This is a genomic window from Sphaerisporangium sp. NPDC051011, assembly GCF_040653595.1.
Classification (GTDB): domain Bacteria; phylum Actinomycetota; class Actinomycetes; order Streptosporangiales; family Streptosporangiaceae; genus Sphaerisporangium.
On record NZ_JBFAGG010000004.1, the window covers coordinates 208432 to 229088 of the forward strand.

9 protein-coding genes are annotated in these 20657 nt (G+C 74.6%); 2 read left to right on the forward strand and 7 right to left on the reverse strand.

Features of this window, described 5'->3' with window-relative positions:
* Positions 1-150: 150 nt before the first annotated feature.
* Genes AB0H21_RS11240 through AB0H21_RS11270 form a run of 7 tightly spaced genes read right to left on the reverse strand, consistent with a single transcriptional unit; the run spans position 151 to position 8163 of the window.
* Positions 151-1947 carry a condensation domain-containing protein gene (locus tag AB0H21_RS11240; protein ID WP_358514597.1) on the reverse strand — a complete coding sequence of 599 codons (1797 nt, stop codon included), beginning with the start codon at positions 1945-1947 and terminating at the stop codon, positions 151-153.
* Positions 1944-3260: a 2-oxo acid dehydrogenase subunit E2 gene (locus AB0H21_RS11245; protein ID WP_358514599.1), complete on the reverse strand. Its 1317-nt coding sequence runs from the start codon at positions 3258-3260 to the stop codon at positions 1944-1946. Before AB0H21_RS11245 ends, AB0H21_RS11240 begins: the two co-directional genes overlap by 4 nt.
* The gene (locus tag AB0H21_RS11250) at positions 3257-4270 is read right to left on the reverse strand and encodes a transketolase C-terminal domain-containing protein (protein WP_358514601.1); all 1014 of its coding nucleotides are present in this window, start codon (positions 4268-4270) and stop codon (positions 3257-3259) included. The genes AB0H21_RS11245 and AB0H21_RS11250 overlap by 4 nt, the downstream gene beginning before the upstream one ends.
* On the reverse strand, positions 4267-5193 hold the full coding sequence (locus AB0H21_RS11255) for a thiamine pyrophosphate-dependent dehydrogenase E1 component subunit alpha (protein ID WP_358514603.1): 927 nt from the start codon (positions 5191-5193) through the stop codon (positions 4267-4269). The genes AB0H21_RS11250 and AB0H21_RS11255 overlap by 4 nt, the downstream gene beginning before the upstream one ends.
* Positions 5190-6530, reverse strand: a complete 1341-nt coding sequence (locus AB0H21_RS11260; protein ID WP_358514605.1) for a glycosyltransferase family 4 protein — start codon at positions 6528-6530, stop codon at positions 5190-5192. Before AB0H21_RS11260 ends, AB0H21_RS11255 begins: the two co-directional genes overlap by 4 nt.
* On the reverse strand, positions 6530-7831 hold the full coding sequence (locus AB0H21_RS11265) for a glycosyltransferase (protein ID WP_358514607.1): 1302 nt from the start codon (positions 7829-7831) through the stop codon (positions 6530-6532). The genes AB0H21_RS11260 and AB0H21_RS11265 overlap by 1 nt, the downstream gene beginning before the upstream one ends.
* 8 nt (positions 7832-7839) lie before the next feature.
* Positions 7840-8163, reverse strand: a complete 324-nt coding sequence (locus AB0H21_RS11270; RefSeq protein WP_358514609.1) for a phosphopantetheine-binding protein — start codon at positions 8161-8163, stop codon at positions 7840-7842.
* A gap of 388 nt (positions 8164-8551) precedes the next feature.
* On the opposite strand from AB0H21_RS11270, the gene AB0H21_RS11275 reads away from it, so the two are divergent.
* Positions 8552-14935, forward strand: coding sequence for an amino acid adenylation domain-containing protein (locus AB0H21_RS11275; protein WP_358514611.1), 6384 nt, complete (start codon positions 8552-8554; stop codon positions 14933-14935).
* The gene (locus tag AB0H21_RS11280; RefSeq protein WP_358514613.1) at positions 14932-20646 is read left to right on the forward strand and encodes an amino acid adenylation domain-containing protein; all 5715 of its coding nucleotides are present in this window, start codon (positions 14932-14934) and stop codon (positions 20644-20646) included. Before AB0H21_RS11275 ends, AB0H21_RS11280 begins: the two co-directional genes overlap by 4 nt.
* Positions 20647-20657: the final 11 nt, after the last annotated feature.

Consider the following 20657-nt stretch of genomic DNA (forward strand, 5'->3'; position numbering starts at 1 on the left):
CTGGTAAGACCGTACAAGCCAGGAAATATCGGTGAATGAAAGGAGTTATCGGAAGTTGTAAAGTTTGCGCACTTCATGGCCATGCCATCGCGCGAAAGCCGCATGTCCCCGCCGCCGGCCACGGGCGGCCGGACCCGCGGCCGGGAGACGTCAGCGCCGTCCGGGCGAGGATCTCCCGAACGTCGTCAGGGCCTCGACGAACCCGCCGATCGTGGGCGTCTCGAAGAACATCCACGCCGGGACCTCGACGCCGAGGCTCTCCTGCACGCGGGCCGCGATGCGGGTGATCGCCAGCGAGTCGCCGCCGAGGTCGAACAGGTCCGCGTCCGCGCCGATCTCGGGCACGCCGAGCACCTCCGACCAGATGCGCCTGACCTCCGCCGAGACCTCCTCGTCCACCGGCTCGTCCACGGGCTCTGCGGACCGCGCGGCTTTGGATCCCGGGCCGGGCTCGTCCGCGAGGCCGGCGGACCGCGCGGCGCCGGCGCGGGGATCGCCTGCCGGGGCCCCGGGCGCGGCGACGGTATCCGGGCGTGCGAGCGCGTCCAGGGACGGCAGCGCCAGGTCTCCGACCGGCACGTCCGGCGCGGACGGGAGCGCGCCGAGCAGCTCCGCGAACCCCGCGGCGAGCACCCCGGCGACCCGCTCGGGCACCCTGTCGCGCCGGTGGGTGAGGGCCAGCCGGTGCCCCGTCTCCGTGGGGGTCATGGCGAGGGTCAGGTCGTAGGCCGTCTCGTCCACCTCCGGGCTCCACGAGAAGGCCTGCAGCCCGTCCCATCCGCCCGGCGGCTCGGGGGCGTCCTGCGGGATGAGCGCCACCTGGAAGACCGGATGCACGCCCGGCCGCCGCCGACCGCCGACGGCCGACGTCAGCGTGTCGAACGGGACCTCGTGCGCGAGCGCCGCCCCGACCTCCGCGCGCGTCCGCGCCACGATCGCGTGGAAGCCCTCCGTCTCCTCGACGCGCAGGGGGATCGGCACCATGTTGATGAAGCACCCGACCAGGGGCTCCAGCTCCCGGCGCGCCCGCGTGCCGGTCACCGTGCCGACGGTCAGGCCGGACGCGCCCGTGGTCCGGTGCAGCAGGACGGAGAAGGCCGCCAGCACGGCCACGAACGGTGTCGCCGGGCCGCCGCGCAGCGCGTCCATCGTGCCGGTGCCGACGTGGAGGGTGGTCGTCGCGCTCAGGCGGCCGTCCGGATGCCGTGGCGTGTCACCGGCGAGTCCGGGCTCGCCGCCGAGCAGAGGCGGCGCGTCGGCGAGGCGCTCGCGCCAGTGGTCCAGCCGCCCGCCCGCGTGGGCCCGTACGCGCGCCCGCGCCCACGCGGCGTAGTCGGCGTACGTCACGGCCGGCGGCGGGGGAAGCTCCCGGCCGCTGTAGAGGGCGGCGAGGTCGCGGGCCACGACGCCGAGGGAACCGCCGTCGCACACGAGGTGGTTCACGGCGAGCAGCAGCCGGTGCTCGCCGGGCGCCGTCCGGTAGACGGTCAGGCGAAGCATCGGGCCGGACGCGAGGTCGAACCGCTCGCCCGCGGCGGCCGTCGCGAGCCGCAGCGCCGTCTCCTCCGCCTGCGGGTCGCCGGTGAGGTCGACCAGCGTGAGCGGCGCGTCCGGCGTGCCGAGGATCATCTGGCGGGGCTCGCCGCCGGAGTTCACGAACACCGTGCGCAGCGTCTCGTGCCGTTCGGCCAGGCCCGTCAGGGCCTTGGCCAGGGCGCCGAGGTCGAGCGGGCCGGACAGGCCGAGTCCGAGGGTGACGTTCGGCGCGGCGACCTGGCGGTCGGTCTGGGCGGCCAGCCAGAGCCGCCGCTGCTCGGGAGAGCACTCGAGCAGGCCCGCGTCGCGGGGGACGGCGGGGATGGCGTCGCCGCCCGGCTTCCTGCGGGCCGCGAGCAGCCGGGCGGCCAGTTCCCGCCGCTGGGACGGGACGGCCCGCTCACCGCTCACGCCGTCCCGCCGTCCTCGTCGAGCGCCGCCGGGGCGCGGGAGAGGGGGACCTCGGGAGAGGCGGCCTGGGGCGGTGCGGGGACCCCGGGCGGGGGGAGGGCTTCCGGCGGGGCCAGGGTCTCGGGGGAGGCCAGGGCCGCGCGCAGGGCGTCGAGGAACAGCACGGCGTCGCGGCCGTTGACGACCCGGTGGTCGAAGGCCACCCCCAGGTACACCACGTCCTTGACCGTGAAGCCGCCCGCGTCGTCCGGCACGACCTCCCGCTGCGGCGCGGCCAGCGACAGCGCGCAGGAGTGGCCGGGGAAGACGATCGGGACCGCCAGCACGACCCCGGGCTCGTTGTGCAGGGTCACGACGATGTTGGCCCCCTGGAGGTCCTGCTCGCGCAGGCCGCCGCGCATCGCGCTCAGCCGGAACCCCATGAGCGCGCGGGAGACGTCCGCCAGCGAACGCGTCGCCGCGTCCCTGACGACGGGGATGACCAGCCCCTTGCCGACGTCGAACGTCACCCCGACGTGCGGCGCCCGCGACCCGCGGACGGTACGGCCGTCGACGGGCGAGGCGAAGAACAGGGGGAACCGCTCGTGGACCGACCCGACCGCCTTGACGAGCAGCTCGGGAAGCCCGACGAGCGTGCGCAGGCTCTTGGTGAGTGCGCGGCCCGCCGCCAGCGCCGCGCCGACGTCGATCTTCATCACGGTGAAGGCGGGAGGTATGGTCCGGTGTGACAGCTCGACGACCGCGGAGGCGCGCTGCTGGGCACGGGACAGCGTGATGATCTCCCCGGCGTCGCCGGCCTCGCCCGCCTCGTATGGCTCGTGTGCTTCGTACGGCTCCGCCGGGGCGGGGGCCGGGCCGTCGGCGAGCGCCTCGACGTCGGACCGCCGGATGATCTTCTTGCCGAGGCCGCGCACCCGATCCGCGCCGATGCCCAGCCGATCCATCAGCGCCCGCGCGGGGGCCGTGATGACCGGCTCGTCCTGGTCGCCCGGCTCCGGGGCCGCCTCGGGCGGGGAGCCGGCGGCCGGGCCGGGCTCTGCCGGACCGTGATCGCGGCCGGCGAACAGGTCGCGTTCCCGCTCGCTGCCGAACAGCCGGGCGATCACCTGGCCGGGCTCGCACTCGGCGCCCACGAGGAGCCCGTGGCTGAGCAGGCCATCCCCCTCGGCGACGATCTCCTCGGTCGCCTTCGAGGTCTCCAGCACGGCCAGCGGGTCGCCGGCGCGCACGTGCGCGCCGTCCTCGGCGATCCACTCCACCAGCACGTACCGGGCGTCGTTGTTGTTCAGCTTGGGGACGTGTACGTCGATCATGCGAGGGCCTCCAGGACGGCCTGGCGGATGGCGGTGTCCTGGACCAGGACGTCGCGTTCGAGGTGGATCGCCGTGGGCACCACGTCCGGCGCGGAGCAGACCAGGCTCACCGGCCGGGAGAGCGAGCCCCACAGGTGGCGGTGCAGCTCGTGGGCCACCTCGCCTCCCCAGGTCCCCCCGGCGGTGCTCTCCTCGGCCACGCACACGTGCCGTGTCCCGGCGAGCAGGGGAAGCAGCGGCCCCGGGTCGAACGGGTACAGCCGGGCGGGCACGAGGAGCCGGCAGCTGATCTCGTCCTCCAGCAGCAGGGAGCGCATGGCGGACAGCGCCCGGTGCGCCACCCCGCCCGGCGCGATCAGGGTGCAGTCCGGCGGGGTCCCGTCGTCCAGCCGGACACAGGCCGTGTACGGCGGCGGGCCGACGAGGTCGAAGACGAACAGGTCGTCCACCTCACCGTTCCGGAACGCGCGCCGCGTGTAGAGCACCTTGTCCTCGAACAGCAGGCACGGCTCGCCCAGGGACAGCAGGTGGGGGAGCAGGTCGCGGGCGTCGTGGAACGGGCTCATCTCGAACACCGACAGCCCGGGGATGCCGATGAAGTGCTTCTGCAGGCTCTGGCTGTGCGTCGGCCCGTACCCCCGGCCGCCGCCCGTCGGGCAGCGCACCACCAAGGGGATCTCCACGCGCCTGCCGTACATCATCGTGGACTTGCCGGCGAAGTTGAGGAGCTGGTCGAACGCCAGGCCCGCGAAGTCGCCGAACATGATCTCGACGATGGCCTTGTCCCCGGCCAGGGCGAGGCCCGTGCCGACGCCGACGATGCCGCCCTCGCTCAGCGGGGTCGACATCACCCGCGTGCCGTACCGCGTGGAGAGGCCCTTGGTGATCTTGAAGGCCCCGCCGTACGGGTCGACGATGTCCTCGCCGAGCACGTGGACGCTCGGGTCGTCCTCCATCACCTGGTGCAGCGCCTGGTTCAGGTTGTCGGCGACCCGCTCCGGCCGGCTCACGCGCGCCCCCGGGCGACGGCGGGACGGGCCGCGACCTCGGCGGCGACGCGGGCGACCAGGTCGCGCTGGCGGGCGTCGATCCGGGCGAACCGCTCGGGGAACGCCTCGCCGTACACCCGGTGCCAGCCGGTCAGCTCGGCCTGGAGGCGCTCCTGCTCGGGGCGGGTGTCGTCCCCCTTGCTGTGCGGGCCGATCCGGCGCGTGACGAACTCGGCGACCAGCGGCGACGAGTTCTGGCGGACGGCGGCGATCAGCGGGCGCATCTCGTCGCGGATGTCCGCGATGTCGATGGTGGCGATCCGGTGGTGCCGTACGCCGAACGCCTCCGCGCGCGCGGCGATCGTGCCGGACATCTGCGCCGATGTCGGGGTGGACTGGGCGATGCCGTTGTTCTCCACGACGACGAGCAGCGGTACCCGCCAGAGCTGCGCCATGTTCAGCGCCTCGTACACGGCGCCCTCGCCGAAGGTGCCGTCGCCGATGTAGACGCAGGCGAGGGCCCCGGGGTCGGTCCGTTTCAGCCGCAGGGCGACCCCCACCGCCACGGGCAGGCTCTCCCCCTGCACCCCGGTGGACAGGAACCGCTCGTGGTAGACGTGCTGGCTGCCACCGACCCCGCCGCACAGCGCGCCCTCACGGCCCATGATCTCCGCGAGCAGCCCGTGCGGCTCGGCGTGCCGGGCCAGGAAGTGACCATGGCCCCGGTGGTTGCTGAAGACGAAGTCCTCCTCGCGCAGCAGCACGCTCAGCGCCACGGGGACGTGCTCCTGGCCGAGGCAGGTGTGCGTGGTCCCGTTGAGGGCGCCCTGCTCGAACAGTCTCAGCAGCGTCAGCTCGAAGTGGCGGATGAGCAGCAGCCGTTCGAGGTCCTCGTCGGCGACCTTGGCGACGGGCGGCCGGTACGCCCGCGCGGTTTCGATCACGGTGCTCCTTGGTCGGGGACGGTTCCGGGCGCACGTGCGGCGGCGGCGCGGGCCGCGAGCAGGGCGGCGAGCGCCGCCCGCCGCTCCGGGCTCGGCGCCTTGGCGCGGGACGCGGGCGGGGAAGGTGGCGCGACGGGCCGCAGGCCGCTCAGGTAGCGCTCGAACGCCCCCTCGTCCAGCGAGGCGGCGAACGCCGCGGCGGCGTCCCGGGACCGTTCGCCGAGCTCCCGGCGATGGGCGGGGTCGCCGAGCAGGCGGTCGAGCGCGGCCAGCCACGGCCCCGGGTCCTGCTCGGGGACGACCGGCACCGGGCGCGCGTGCGCCCCCGCCTCGTAGGCGGTGATGCGCCGCACCGGCAGCAGGTACGGCACGCCCAGCTTGGCCTCCGACAGCCCGCCGACGTCCGAGGCGAGCACGGGGATGCCGCGCAGCATCGCCTCCACGCAGGTGTAGCCGAACGTCTCGTCCCACAGGGACGGCATGAGCAGGACGCCGGTCCGGGCGAGGATCGTGCCGATGTCGTCGGAGGGCTCGACCAGCGTGACGTTGGGCCGGGCGCGCAGCGCGGCGAGGTCGTCCCCGGTGGCGCCCCAGGTGGGGACGGCGAGGAACGGGACTTCGGGACGGGCGTCGGCCAGGGCGAGGAAGACGGGCAGGCCCTTGTACGCGCAGGGGTTGACCATGCTGACCATGCTGACCGTGCTGGCCGTGCTGGCCGTGGGCACCGCGCCCCCGCCGGAGGGGAGGGCCGTGAACGGGCCCGGGCCGTAGACCGGCGGGTGGATCAGCTCCGACTCGATCGGCCCCCATGTGCGCAGGTACTCCCGCGCCGCGCGGCTGACGGAGACGACTCCCGCCGCGGCCCCGACGAGGCGGGTCCCGGCGGCGCTCGGGTAGAACGCGCCGGGGCCGAACGGAAGCTGCTGCAAGGTGTGCGCCAGGTAGACCACCCGGCCGGGCGTCGCCCGCGAGGCCGCCCCCAGCATGATCAGCCCGGGATCGTCGGACGGCACGAGCGTCCACGTCGGGTCGAGCGTCGCGGCGACCTCGCCGACCCGCCTGGCCAGCCGCGAGGGTTCCACGACGGCGTGCGCCACCACGCCCCGGTACTCGTACACCACCAGCTCGCCGGTCGCCGAGCGGATGTCGGCGCCGAGGTCCCGGAGGTAGGCCAGATGCCGTTCGGGTGAGGTGCGGCGGAGCGCGCCGGAGAGCGGGGCGACGACGTGACACTCGTGGCCCCGGGCGGCGAGCTGCTCCATCAGGATGCGGTTGGACTTGTTGGCCCCGCCGTGGGACGGCAGGTGGAACATGTTCTGGGCGAGCAGGATCCGCATCACGGCCCCTGCCGCGCGAGCCGCCCGCGCAGCCGGTCGGCGACGATCCGCCGCTGCTCGGCGGACAGGTGGTCGAGTCGGCGGCGTATCCCGTCGGCAGGGGACTCGGCGGCGGGCCCGTCCCGCAGCGCCGCGATGTGCGAGGCCGCCGCGGCGAGGCCGGTCGGCTCCCCTGCCGGGGTCGTGTCCGGCGGCGGGACGACCGGCCCTCGATCCAGCGCCGCGGCGAGCAGCGCGGCGACCTCCCCGGGCGTCCAGCGCGGCGCGGGGAGGCAGCAGGCCAGCCCGTGGCGTCCGAGACGCTCGGCGTTGTCCGGCCGGTCGACCCCGTGGGCGAGGATGACCTGCGGGGTTCCGGCCCGCAGCGCGCGGCTCAGGGTGCCGATCCCGCCGTGGTGCACGATGGCCGCGACCCGGGGCATGACGGCGCGGAACGGTAGGCGTGGATGCCAGCTCACTCCCGGGGGCAGCGGGTCGGGCACGAGGTCGCGGTGGCGGACGACGAGCAGCACGGGACGGCTGGACATCCGGGCGCCCTCGATGGCGGCGTCGTAGAACTCCCGGTGCAGCATCCGGCCGGTCCCGCCGGTCACCAGCACCGGCCGCACCGGCCCGTCCAGCTGGGCGGCCGCCTCCGGGGGGAGCGCCTCGTCCTCGTCGTCGGGGAGGGGGAAGCCGGTGAGCCGCACGCGCGCCGGGGAGCGCGCGCCCGCCCGGTCGAACCATCCCGGCCACAGGCCCAGTTCGAGCCGGGGCGAGGCGGACCGGGCGTCCCAGCCGGCGCCCAGGCCGAGCTCCCGCCGCACCCGGGCGACGCCGTCCGCGAGCAGGTGCCGGTAGGCGTGCATCGCGGCCTTGGCCGCCATGATCTGGATCGGAGCCACGGCCACCCACGCGGCGGGGGCCCCGAGCGCCTCGGCGGCGAAGAGCACCGACAGCGCCGAGGTATGCCGCCCGACGAGCACCGTCTCGCCCGGCCGGTGCCGCTCCGCCATCGCGCGGAACTCCAGGACCATCTGCTCGAACAGGCCGTTGCGCTCGTAGAACTCCGGCCAGCCGAGGCCGTCGAGCAGTTCGGGGGTGTCGCTCAGCGTCCGCTCGAACTCCGCCTGGGTGTCGATGGCGACGAAGTCCAGGCCGGCGCGCTCGGCGTGCGCGCGGTAGTGGGCGTGCGTGAGCAGCGTCACCGGGTGGCCGCAGGCGCGCAGCTCCCGTCCGAGCCGGACGAACGGCAGGACGTCGCCGTCGGTGCCGTGCGTCACCAGCAGCGCCGTCGGCGCCGTGGGGGAGGCGGTGGTCATGCGGGGTGTCACTCGTCCTCGGCGAACAGGGCGAGCACGTCCTCATCGGACAGGCTCTCCAGCTCCGCGACGAGCGCGGCGATCTCGTCGTCGCCGGCGGCCTCCAGACGGCCGTGGTCGATGGCCCTGGCGGCCTCGGCGACGGTGAAGTCTCCCGCGAACAGCCGGTCGATCGGGAGCTCGACCCCGTAGGTCTCCTGCACGCGCGCGATGAACCTCACCATGGTCAGCGACTGCCCGCCCAGCTCGAAGAAGTCGTCGTCCACCGAGCTCGGCGTGACGCCCAGCAGCTCGGCCCACATCGCGGCGACCGCCGTCTCCGTGAGTGTCACCCGGCCCTCCCCATGATGCTTCGGCTTGTCTCGGGCCTGCCCGGCAGGAGCCCATGCGTCACCGGCGCGTCCGGCACAGGGGGTTTGTCGGGGAGCGCTGGATGGAGCGCTCCCGAACCTTAGGGAGGTGGGCGAAACAGTGTCAAGAACTATTATCTTTACAGATATTACGGACATAAGGTTGACCGAGGAATATGGCGGTAGGAAACGCCGATACCCGCGAAACATTCATGACATCTTGACGCCGCCGCGCGGCGATCCCTAGCCTGACGATCCGTCGGAGCGTTCCCGTCGTGCCTTATCTCCTGCTTGTTTTGGACGCGCGCTTGTCAAAGTGGACAAGACGGACAAGAGCCCGTTTATCCGCCTAGTCCGGCAGAGGTAATGCATGCGTGAGCCGACCGAGAACATCCCCCTGTCGTTCGGCCAGGAACGCCTGTGGTTCCTCGACCAGTTCCACCCGGGGGACCCCTCGCATCACCTGTTCACGGCGGTACGCCTGAGCGGGCCCCTCGACGTGCGGACGCTCGAGAGGGCCCTCACCGAGGTCGTGGCGCGGCACGAGCCGCTGCGCGCGCGCTTCCCGGCGCGCGACGGCGGGCCCGTCCAGGAACTCGCCGCCCCCGCGCCGTTCACGCTGGAGTTCTCCGAGCTCGACGCCGCCCAGGTGCCCGCGTATCTGTCCGAGCGGACGAACCGCCCGTTCGACCTGGCGGCCGGGCCGCCGATCCGCGCGAGCCTCGCCCGCCTCGGCCCCGGCGAGCACGTCTTCTGCCTGGTCGTCCATCACATCGTCTGCGACGGCTGGTCGCTGAAGCTGCTCCTCGGCGAGGTCGCCCGGCTGTACGCGGCGTTCCGCGAGGGGAAGCCGTCGCCGCTGCCGCCCCTGCCCGCGCGCTTCGCCGACTTCGCCCGTGCCCAGCGTTCGCGCGACGACGACGGCGCGTCCCTGGCCTACTGGAAGGACCGGCTCGCGGGCGCGCCGCCGCTGGACCTGCCCACCGACCGTCCCCGCCCGGCGGTCGCCACCACCGCCGGCGCGACCCTGGTCGTCCCGCTCCCGCCGGGCCTGATGGACGGGGTGCGGCGGCTCGCCGCGGCCGAGCGCTGCACGACCTTCATGGTGCTCATGGCCGCCTACCAGGCGCTCCTCGCCCGGTACAGCGGGCAGGACGACCTGTGCGTCGGCTCGGCCATCGGCGGCCGCGACCGCGTGGAGTACGAGACCCTCGTCGGCTACTTCGCCGGAACCCTGGTGTTCCGCGGTGACGTGTCCGGCGACCCCCCGATCAGGGAACTGCTCCGGCGCACCCGCGCCGCCGCGGTCGGGGTCTACCGGCACCAGGACGTCCCGTTCGAGCTGCTGCTGAACGAGCTGGGCGTCGAACGCGACCTCAGCCGCGCGCCGCTGTTCCAGGCGATGCTCGTCCTGCACGACATGGGGGAGACGCGGCTCGACCTGCCCGGCGTGCGGGCCGAGGTCCTCGACGCCGGATACCACCAGGTCCACCACGACCTGGTGGTGGACGTCTTCGGCGAGGGCGACGAGCGGCGGCTGGTCTTCACCTACAACAGCGACCTGTTCGAGGCGGCCACCGTGGCCGGCTACGCCTCGTCCCTGCTGTCCCTGCTCGCCGCGGCGGTCGCCGACCCCGGCGCACGCCTGTCGTCGCTGTTCGGAGCCGAGGACGACGAGGAAGACGCGGACGACGCGGACGCCGGCGTTCCGCCCGGCCAGGAGGCCCCGGCCCGCGCGCTGCCCACTCTGGCCGAGGCGTTCGCGGCCACCGCCGCGCGCACGCCGGACGCCGTCGCCGTGACACAGGGGCCGGTCGAGGTGACCTACGCCGGGCTGCGGGCCGCCGCGTCCCGCGTGGCCGGGCGGCTGCGCGCGGAGGGCGCGGGACGCGGCACGCTGGTCGCGGTGTTCGCGGAGCGGTCCCTGGAGACGATCGCCGGCTTCCTCGGCACGCTGACGGCCGGAGCCGCCTACCTGCCGCTGGACCCGGGCTACCCCGCCGAGCGCGTCGCCATGGTGCTCCAGGACTCCGGCGCCGCGATCGTCCTGGCCCAGGCCGGCCTGCTGGACCGGCTTCCCGCCGTCGACGCGAAGATCCTCCCCCTGGAACCCCTCGATCCGTTCGACCACAGCGGCGCGCCGGAGCGCCTGGACCCGCTCGGCCATCCCGGCGGGGACGGCGCGCGGCCGGAGGACCCCGCGTACGTGCTCTACACCTCCGGCTCGACCGGCCGGCCCAAGGGCGTGGTGGTGTCGCACCGGGCGCTGTCGGGCTTCCTGGCGGCGATGTCGGAGCTGCTCGGCCCGCGCCCCTCGGACGTCTGGCTCGCCGTCACCTCGCCGTCCTTCGACATCAGCGGCCTGGAGATGTACCTGCCGCTGACCACCGGCGGCCGGGCGGTCGTCGCGCCCCCCGGCACCGCCCTGGACGGAGCGGCGCTCGCCGCGCTCATCGAGGCGAGCGGGGTGACCCACGCCCAGCTCACCCCCTCCGGCTGGCGCGTCCTGCTGGACGCGGGCTTCACCGGCCCGGACGTGACCGCCCTGGCCGGGGGAGAGGCCCTTCCCCTGCCGCTCGCCCAGGAGCTGCGGTCCCGGGTGCGGCGGCTGTGGAACATGTACGGCCCCACCGAGACCACCATCTGGTCCACCGCGTGGGAGGTGCCAGAACGGCCCGGCCACGTCTCGATCGGCCGCCCGATCGCCGGTACCCGGGTCCACGTGGTGGACGTGGTGGACGCGGACCTGCGGCGCCTCCCCACCGGCGTGCCGGGCGAGCTGGTCATCGGCGGTATCGGCGTGGCCGAGGGGTACCTGCGCCGCCCGGAGCTCACCGCGCGGAAGTTCGTCCCCGACCCCTACGGCCCGCCGGGCGCGCGCCTGTACCGCACCGGCGACACCGTCCGCCGCCGCCACGACGGCACGCTGGACTTCCTCGGGCGCTCCGACGACCAGGTCAAGCTGCGCGGCCACCGCATCGAGCTCGGCGAGATCGAGACGGCCCTCGCGGCACAGCCCGGCGTCCGCCAGGCCGTCGTCGCCGTCCGCGGGCAGGCCCTGGTCGCCTACGTGATCGGGCAGGCCGACCGCGCCGCGCTGGCCGACAGGCTCCCCGCGTACATGCTTCCCTCTGTCTACGTCCCGATGGACGCGTTCCCCCTCACCCCCAACGGCAAGCTGGACCGCAGGGCGCTGCCCGGCCCCGGGCCGTCCGCCCCCGCCGGGGGACGCCCGCCGGAGACCCCGGCCGAGCGCAGGGTGGCCGCCGTCTTCACCGAGGTCCTCGGCCTGGACCGCCCGGCCGGCGCGGACGACGACTTCTTCGCCCTCGGCGGCCACTCCCTGCTGGCCACCAAGGTCGTCGCCCGCCTCGCCGGCACGCTCGGTGTCCAGGTGCCCGTGCGCGAGCTGTTCACCCACCCCACCGTCGCCGGGCTCGCCGCCGTGGCGGGACGGGCGGACGCGAGCGCCGCGCCGTACGAGCCGAGGCCGGAGGGCGCGCCGGCGCCGCTCTCGGCCGCGCAGGAACGGCTGTGGTTCCTGCACCGGTACGACCCCGCCGACACCTCCTTCAACGTCTACCTGGTCCGCCGCGTCACCGGCCCCCTCGACGCCGGCGCGCTGGACACGGCCCTGACCGGGCTGGTCGCGCGGCACGAGGGCCTGCGGACCCGCTACCCGCACGACGAGGGCACGCCGCTCGCCGCCGTCGAGCCGGCCGCCACGGCGCGGTTCGAACGCCTCGCCGCCACCGGTGAGGAGGAGGCGCGGCGGGTGGTCGCCGGCCGCGTCAACGCCCCCTTCGACCTGGCCGCCGCGCCGCCGTTCCGGGCCGCGCTCATCGGCCTGTCGCCGTCGGACCACGTCATCTGCCTCGTCTCCCACCACATCGCCGCCGACGGCTGGTCGCTCACCGTCCTGCTCGACGACCTCGCGGCCCTGTACGGCGCGGCGCGGCGCGGACTGCCCCCGGACCTGCCGCCGCAGCCCCTCCAGCCGGGCGACGTGGCCTACCGGCGGCGTCTGCGCGACGACCACGACGACGCGCTCGCGTACTGGCGCGACCGCCTGCGCGCCCTGCCCCCGCTCGACCTGCCCGCCGACCGCTCCAGTTCGACGGGGACGCGCCCGGTGAGCGCCGCCCGGCGCGCCGGAACCCACCGCCTCACATTGCCCGGCGACCTCGCCGCCGCGCTGGAGCGCACCGGCAGGCGGCACGGCGCCACCCTGTTCATGGTGCTGCTGGCCGCCTACCAGGTGCTGCTGGCGCGCCACAGCGGCCAGGACGACTTCGCCGTCGGGTCCCCCACGGCCGGACGCGACCGCGTCGAACTGGAGCGGGTCGTCGGCTACCTCACCAACACCCTGGTCCTTCGGGCCGACCTGGCGGGGGACCCGTCCTTCGCCGGCCTGCTCGGCCGCGTGCGCGAGACCGTGCTGGACGCGCACACCCACCAGGAGATCCCGTTCGAGCGGCTCCTGGCGGACCTCGGAGTCGAGCGCGACACCGGAACGACCCCGCTCTTCCAGACCATGCTGATCCTGCACACCGAGGAGACCGGCGGCTCACAGCCGTTCGACGGACTGCCGTCCGATCCCTTCCACGCCGGAGCCGAGCACGCGAAGTACGACGTCATGCTGGAGGCGTGGCGCGGCGAGGACGACCTGACGCTGCTGTTCGGCTACGACGCCGACATGTTCGACGCCGCCACGATCGAGAACATGGCCGGACGCCTGGCCGTCCTGCTCGCCGGGGCCGTGGCCGAACCGGACGTCCCCGTCTCCGCGCTCCCGATGCGCACCACCGCCGACGACGCCCTGCTGGCCCGTCTCGGCTCCGGTTCCGGGCCCGGGGCCGTACCCGGCCTCGACGCCCTCACGCCCGCCGGTCGCGCGAGCGCGTCCCTTTCCGTCCCCGAGCTGGTCGCGGCCACCGTCCGCCGGACGCCCGGCGCCATCGCGGTGGAATGCGGCGGCGAGACCACCACCTATGCCGAGCTGGACGAACGCGCCCGCGCGCTGGCGGCGGAGCTGCGCGGACACGAGCTGGTCGGCGTCTGCCTGGGCCGCTCGCCCGGCGCCGTGGCCGCCCTGCTGGCCGCCTGGCACGCGGGCGCCGGGTACCTTCCCCTCGACCCCGAGCACCCCGCCGAGCGGCTGGCCGCCATGATCCGGGACGCGGGCGTCCGCCTGGTCGTCACCGACCCGGAGCGCGCGCCGCTGCTGCCCGCCACCGTCGCCACGGTCGTGGTGGACGCCACCGGACGGCCCACGGGCTCGGGCCCGGCGGTCCGGGACGGCGGCTCGGAGGGCACGGACGGCGTGGGCGGGACGGACCCGGGCGCGGCCGCGTACGTCATCTACACCTCCGGGTCGACCGGGACGCCGAAGGGCGTGGTGGTGGAGCACGGCGGGCTCGCGGCGCGGGTCCGGTGGATGCGGGACGCCTACGAGCTGGGCCCCGCCGACCGGGTCGTCCAGTTCGCCTCGCTCGGCTTCGACACCCACGCCGAGGAGATCTTCCCGGCCCTGGCCGCCGGGGCCGCCGTGGTCATGCTGCCCGACGGCGGCGCGTCCCTGCCCGACCACCTGGCCGCGCCATCCGCGCCATCCGCGCCATCAGGGTCGTCCGGGTCGTCCGGGTCGTCCGGTGTCACCGTGCTCGACCTGCCCACGGCCTACTGGCACCGGCTCGTGGACCTGATCGACGAGGTCCGGTGGCCGGAGTCGCTGCGCCTGGTGATCCTCGGCGGCGAGCAGGTCCACGCGGCCGCCGTGGCGCGGTGGCGCGCGCGGTTCGGGGACCGGGTCCGGCTGGTCAACACCTACGGCCCGACCGAGACCACGATCATCGCCACCGCCACGGACCTGGACGACGACGGCGGATCGCGGCCCCCGATCGGGTGGCCGATCGCCGAGACGACCGTCCACGTCATGGACGCCCGGGGTGCGGTCGTCCCGCCCGCCGTGCCCGGCGAGCTGTGCGTCGGCGGCGCGGGCGTCGCCCGGGGCTACCTCGGACGGCCCGCCCTCACGGCCGAGCGCTTCGTGCCGGACCCGTCCGGGCCGCCCGGATCGCGGCTGTACCGCACGGGCGACCGCGCCCGCGTGCGGGCCGACGGGCGCCTGGAGTTCCTCGGCCGCCTGGACGACCAGGTCAAGGTGCGCGGGTACCGGATCGAGCCCGGCGAGGTGGAGGCCCGGCTGCTGGCCCATCCCGGCGTGGGCGAGGCCGCCGTCGCGGTCCGCGACGACACGCTCGTGGCCTTCGTCGCCGGTTCCGCGTCGTTCGACGACCTGCGGCGGCACGCCGCCGAGACGCTGCCGCCGTACATGGTGCCCGGCCTGTGGACGCGGCTCGACCGGCTGCCGCTGACCCCGAGCGGCAAGGTCGACCGCGCGGCCCTGCCCGAGGTCGAACGCGAGCGCGAGACGCGGTTCGTGGAGCCGAGGACCGACGCCGAGCGCCTGGTGGCGGAGATCTGGGCCGAGGTGCTCGACCTGGAGCGGGTCGGCGCGCTGGACGACTTCTTCCACCTCGGCGGCCATTCGCTGCTCGCCGTACGGGTCACCGCCCGCCTGCGGGCCGACGTCGAGGTCGACATGCCGATCCGCACGATCTTCGCCCGCCGGACGGTGGCCGAACTGGCCGCCGCGCTGGAGGAACTCCTGCTGGAAGAGCTGGAGGGACTCTCCGACGAGGAGGCCCTCCGTCTGCTCGAAACCGCGCCCGACCCGTTGGAGGGGCAGTGACCGCGGACCTGTCGTCGGCCAAGCAGGCTCTGCTGGCCCAGCGGCTGCGCCGGCGTGCGGCGGTGACGACGATCGCCGCGCGCCCCAAGGGGACCGTCCCGCCGCTCTCGCACGCCCAGGAGCGGTTCTGGTTCCTGGAGCAGTACGTGCCCGGCACGGCCGCGTACGTTGTGCCGTTCTCGGTGCGGCTGACCGGCGAGCTGGACGAGGACTGCCTGCGCCGGGCCCTCGCCGACGTCACGGCCCGCCACGAGAGCCTGCGCACCCGGTTCGTCACCACCGGCGACGGGCGGCCCGAGGTGGTCGTGGACGCCGAACCCCGGATCTCCCTGCGCGTCGCGGCGGCCGATGGTGAGAAGGGCGCCCGCGTGCTGGTGCACGAGGAGATCGTCCGCCCGTTCGACCTCGCGGAAGGTCCGCTGCTGCGGGCGCTGCTGGTACGGCTCGGCCCGCGCGACCACGTGCTGCTGCTCACCATGGACCACGCCGTGACCGACGGCTGGTCCTGCGACATCCTCATCCGCGAGATCCTCACGCTGCACGACGACCACAGGGCCGGGCGCGCGCCCGCGCTTCCCCCGCTCGCGGTCCAGTACGGCGACTACGCGATCTGGCAGCGCGGGCGCATGGGCACCCCCGCCTACGAGCGCGACGTCGCCTACTGGAAGCGGCGGCTCGCGGGCCTGTCCCCGCTGGAGCTGCCCGCGGACCTGCCGCGACCGGCCACCCAGGTCTTCGACGGCGCCGCGCACGGCTTCCCGCTGGACGCCGCGCTGGCCTCGGCGATCGCCGGTCTCGGCGACGCGCACGGGGCCACGCCGTACATGACGCTGATGGCCGCCTTCCAGGTGCTGCTCGCGCGCCACTCGGGCGCGACGGACTTCGCGGTCGGCTCGCCGATCAGCGGGCGCGGGCTGCCCGAGCTGGAGCCGGTGGTGGGCGTGTTCGTGAACACGCTGCCGCTGCGCGCCGACCTGTCCGGCGACCCGACCTTCGCCGAGCTGCTCGGCCGCTGCCGCGAGACGGCGCTGGACGCCTACGCCCACCAGGAGCTGCCCTTCGACCAGCTCGTGAACGAGCTGGGGGTCGAGCGGGACGTCAGCCGCTCGCCGGTCTTCCAGGTGCTCTTCGCGCTGCAGAACTACCGGGGCAAGGACGGCAGGGCGCCCGAGCCGCCGGGCTTCACGATGACGGGGTTCCCGTTCGAGACGAACGTGACGCGCTTCGACCTGGCGCTGTACGTGAACGAGACCCCCGACGGCGGCTTATGGGTAAATTTCACCTTTAACACGGCCTTGTTCCTGCCGGAGACCGTGGCCCGGATGGCCGGCCACTTCGAGAGCATCCTCCGCTCGGTCGTCGCCGACCCCGGCGTCCGGATCTCCCGCGTCGAGCTCCCGTACGGCCCCGCCCTGGAGTTCGCCGCCTCCCCGGCCCCCGAGCCCCCGCCCTGCGAGCTCCTGCACCAGCTCGTCACCGCCCAGGCGGCGCGCACCCCGGCCGCCACCGCCGTCGTGCACGGCGAGACCTCGCTCACCTACGCCGAGCTGGACGCGCGCTCCAACCGCCTGGCCCGGCACCTGACGGGGCTCGGCGTGGGCCCGGGCGAGCGGGTCGCCATCCTCCTGGAGCAGTCCACCGAGCTGGCCGTCGCCGTCGTCGGCGTGCTCAAGGCGGGCGGGGCCTACGTCCCGCTCGATCCGGAGCACCCGGAGGAGCGGCTGGCGCACGCGCTGGCCGACGCGGGCGTCCGCGTCGTGATCACCACGACGCCCCTGGCCCGCCACCTGCCGGGAAACCCCGCCCCCACCGAAACCGTCCCTCCATCCCCGGCCACCGGCCCCGCCGGGTCTGTGTTCACGCCGTCCACCCCCTTCAGCCCGTCCACTGGGCCAACCGCCTCGGCCGCGCCGGCCGAGGGCCGGCTCACCACTGTGTGCCTGGACATATGCGTGCTGGACGGCGTGGACCCCGGGCCCGTCGCGAGCCCGGTGACCGGCCGCGACCTGGCCTACGTCATCTACACCTCTGGCACCACCGGCAAGCCCAAGGGCGTCGCCGTGCAGCACCGCGAGGTCCTGCTCTACCTGTCCGGCGTGCGCGAACGGTTCGCCGCCCACATGCGCGACGCGGCGTCCCCGGGGTCCGCCGCGTCCCCTGGGGCCGGGAACGGGGACGGGTTCGAGCCCGGCGGGACGTTCGCGCTGCTCCAGTCACTGGCCTTCGACTTCGGCGTGACCGTCTTCTACCTGTCGCTGATGACCGGCGGCACCCTGCACCTCATCCCGTCCCGCACGGCCGCGCCGGACCTCGTCCGCCACTTCGCCGCGACCGGCATCGACTACCTGAAGATCACGCCGTCGCACCTCGCCGCCCTGCTGGCCGAGGCCGCCCCGGACGCGCTGCTGCCCCGGCGGCTCCTGGTGCTCGGCGGCGAGGCGTCCCCGTGGGCGTGGGCCAGGGAACTGGCGGCGCTCGGCAGGTGCGCCGTCGTCAACCACTACGGCCCCACCGAGGCCACGGTCGGCGTCACCACCCTGCGCGTGGACCCGGCGGTCCCGGACACGGCGCCCACGCTGCCCATCGGCCGGCCGCTGCCCGGAGCCCGCGCCTACGTCCTGGACGAGAACCTGCGTCCCGCCCCGGTGGGCGTGCCGGGGGAGGTGTACCTCGGCGGCGAGCGGCTCGCGCGCGGGTACCTCGGCCGCCCCGGGCCGACCGCCGAGCGCTTCATGCCGGACCCGTACGGCGAGCCCGGCGCGCGCATGTACCGCACCGGGGACCTCGGCCGGTGGCTGCCGGACGGGAACCTCCAGTTCCTCGGCCGCCGCGACCTCCAGGTCAAGGTGCGCGGCTACCGGGTCGAGCTGGGCGAGATCGAGAACCTGCTCCAGGAGCACCCCGCCGTCGCCCAGGCCGTGGTGGACCTGCGCGACCGGGGCCTGGTCGGCTACCTGGTCGCCGCCGAGCCGTCCTCCGGCGCCCAGGAGGACGGGGACGCCCGGCCGGGCGCCGGTGAGCTGCGGGCGTGGATCCGCGAGCGGCTCCCGGACTACATGGTCCCGGCCAGGTACGTCTGGCTGGACGCGGTGCCGCTCAAGTCCCACGGCAAGGTCGACCGCGCCGCCCTCCCCGAGCCGGACGACGAGCGGCCCGACCAGCGGGCGGAGTACGTCCCACCGGAGACCCCGCTGGAGGAGGCGGTCGCGGAGGTCTGGGCGAAGGTGCTCGGGCTGGACCGCGTCGGCGCGCTGGACGACTTCTTCGACCTCGGCGGGCACTCGCTGCTCGCCATGCAGGTGATCGCCCGGCTGCGCTCCATGAACGGCACGGACGCCCACCCCGTCACGATCATGGACCTGTTCAAGCACTCCACGGTGCGCGCGCTGGCCCGCCTCATGGAGGCGGGCGACGACGGTCCCCGCACGCTGCTGCACCGGCTCACCCCGGCGCGGCGCACGACCGCGAGCCTGGTCTGCGCGCCGTACGGCGGGGGGAGCGCGGTGATCTACAAGGACCTCGCCGACGCCCTGCCGCAGGAGTGGGCACTGTACTCGATCGCCGTCCCCGGGCACGAGCTCGGGGAGTCGTCGCGCCCGATCGGCGAGGTCGCGTCCGGCTGCGTCGAGGAGATCCTCGCCGCGGTCCCCGGCGGCCCGCTGGTCGTGTACGGGCACTGCGGGCTCGGCGTGATGCTGGCGGTGGAGATCGTGCGCCGCCTGGAGGCCGCGGGGCGCACCGTCGACGCGGTCTACCTCGGCGGCATCTTCCCGTTCGCCCGGCCGAGGGGCATCGTGTCCAGGGTGTCGGACGCGCTGGAGCGCCTGCGCAGCGACCAGGTCATGGCCAATGCGCTCACGGCGGCGGGCATGGACGTCGACCGGATCGACCCCGAGCAGCTCAAGCTCATCATCCGCAACCGGCGGCAGGGCACGCGCGAGGCGGAGCGGTACTTCGGGCGGCTCTTCGAGGAGCGCACGCCGCCGTTCCGCGCTCCGGTGGTCGCCGTCGTGGGGGAGCGGGATCCCGCCACCGAGTTCTACCAGGAGCGTTTCCGCGAGTGGCACTGCGTGTCGGACTCGGCGGCCCTGGCGGTGCTGGACGAGGCGGGCCACTTCTTCATGAAATATCGGGCGCGGGAGCTGGCGAGGATCCTCACCGAGGTCCACCCGGCCATCGCGACCGGTCGCACCGAGCCGTACCTGCGCGGCGAGGACTCCACCTGGTGGCTCCACGACACCTCCCCGGCCGTCCCCCGTGCGCACGCCGCCGCGAAGGACGGTCCCGCGACCGCTCTCAACGGCTCCGGCCCGGCCGCTCAGGACGGCTCCGGCCCGGCCCGCACCGCGCCGGGCGCCCCGGAGACCCGCGGCGGGCCCCGGCCCAGCATGCGGCGGTTCGGGATCGTGGCCGCCGGGCAGCTCCTGTCGATCACCGGGTCGGCGCTCACCGAGTTCGCCATCCCGATCTGGATCTACATCACCACCGGTTCGCTGGTCGGCTTCGCGTTGTTCGCCGTGCTCGGCCTGGTGCCCGGCATGCTGGTGTCCCCGCTGGCCGGCGCCATCGTGGACCGGTCGGACCGCCGCCGCGTGATGCTCGCCGGAGACGTCGGCGCGGGCTGCACGCAACTGGTCCTCGGCGTGCTGCTGTGGACCGGCAACCTCCAGACCTGGCACATCTACCCGCTGCTGGTGCTGCTGTCGGTCTCCCTCACCTTCCAGCGCGTGGCCTACGGCTCGGCGATCCCGCAGCTCGTGCCCAAGCGGTACCTCGGCCACGCGAACGGCATCGTGCAGATGGCCGTCGGTACCTCCCAGCTCATCGTCCCCCTGGTCGCCGCCGGGCTGATGGCCACGATCGGCCTGTCCGGCATCCTGGTGATCGATGTGGCGAGCTACGCGGCCGCGATCCTCAGCGTGGCGCTCGTCAGGTTCCCGTCCTCGATGGCGTGGAAGCGGCGCGAGTCCGTGGTGGCCGAGATGGTGCACGGCTTCCGCCACTCCTGGGGCGACCGGTCGTTCCGCGCCATGCTGCTGTTCTTCGCCGTGCTGAACATCTTCCTGTCACCGCTGTTCCTGATGATCTCCCCGCTGGTGCTGTCGTTCGCCACGCTGGCCGACGTCGGGCGGGTGGCCTTCGCGGGCGGGCTCGGGGCGTTCCTCGGCGGTCTGGTCATGACCGTGTGGGGCGGGCCGCGACGCGGGCGCCTGCGCGGTGTGCTGCTCGCCACCCTCGCCCTCTCGGTGTTCTGCCTGGTCACGGGCCTTCGGAACGATCTGCTCGTGATCGGGATCGGGTCGTTCGGGATGTCGTTGTGGCTGACGCTCCTCAACGGCGTCTACGCCACGATCATCCAGGTCAAGGTCCCGCAGCGCTTCCACGGCCGGGTGATCGCCCTGAACACGCTGGTCGCCTGGTCCACGCTGCCCATCGGCTTCGGGCTCGTGGCCCCGTACGGCACGGCGGTGTTCGAGCCGCTGCTGGCCCACGACGGCCCACTCGCCGCCACCGCCGGCGCGCTGATCGGCACGGGGCCCGGGCGCGGCATCGGCTTCATGTACGTCTGCTTCGCCCTCGCCATGGCGGTGACGGCGCTGGTGGCGATGCGCGTGCGGACGCTGGCCCGCTTCGACGACACCGTCCCCGACGCGCTGCCCGACGACCTGGTCGGCGTGGAGGCCCTGCGCGACCGCGCCGGGGCACGCTGAAGGCCCGCCCA

Excerpts from the sequence above, each read along its gene's own strand:
- AB0H21_RS11275 (WP_358514611.1), top strand. The coding sequence starts at position 8,552 with ATGCGTGAGCCGACCGAGAACATCCCCCTGTCGTTCGGCCAGGAACGC.
- AB0H21_RS11245 (WP_358514599.1), bottom strand. The coding sequence starts at position 3,260 with ATGATCGACGTACACGTCCCCAAGCTGAACAACAACGACGCCCGGTAC.
- AB0H21_RS11260 (WP_358514605.1), bottom strand. The coding sequence starts at position 6,530 with ATGCGGATCCTGCTCGCCCAGAACATGTTCCACCTGCCGTCCCACGGC.
- AB0H21_RS11265 (WP_358514607.1), bottom strand. The coding sequence starts at position 7,831 with ATGACCACCGCCTCCCCCACGGCGCCGACGGCGCTGCTGGTGACGCAC.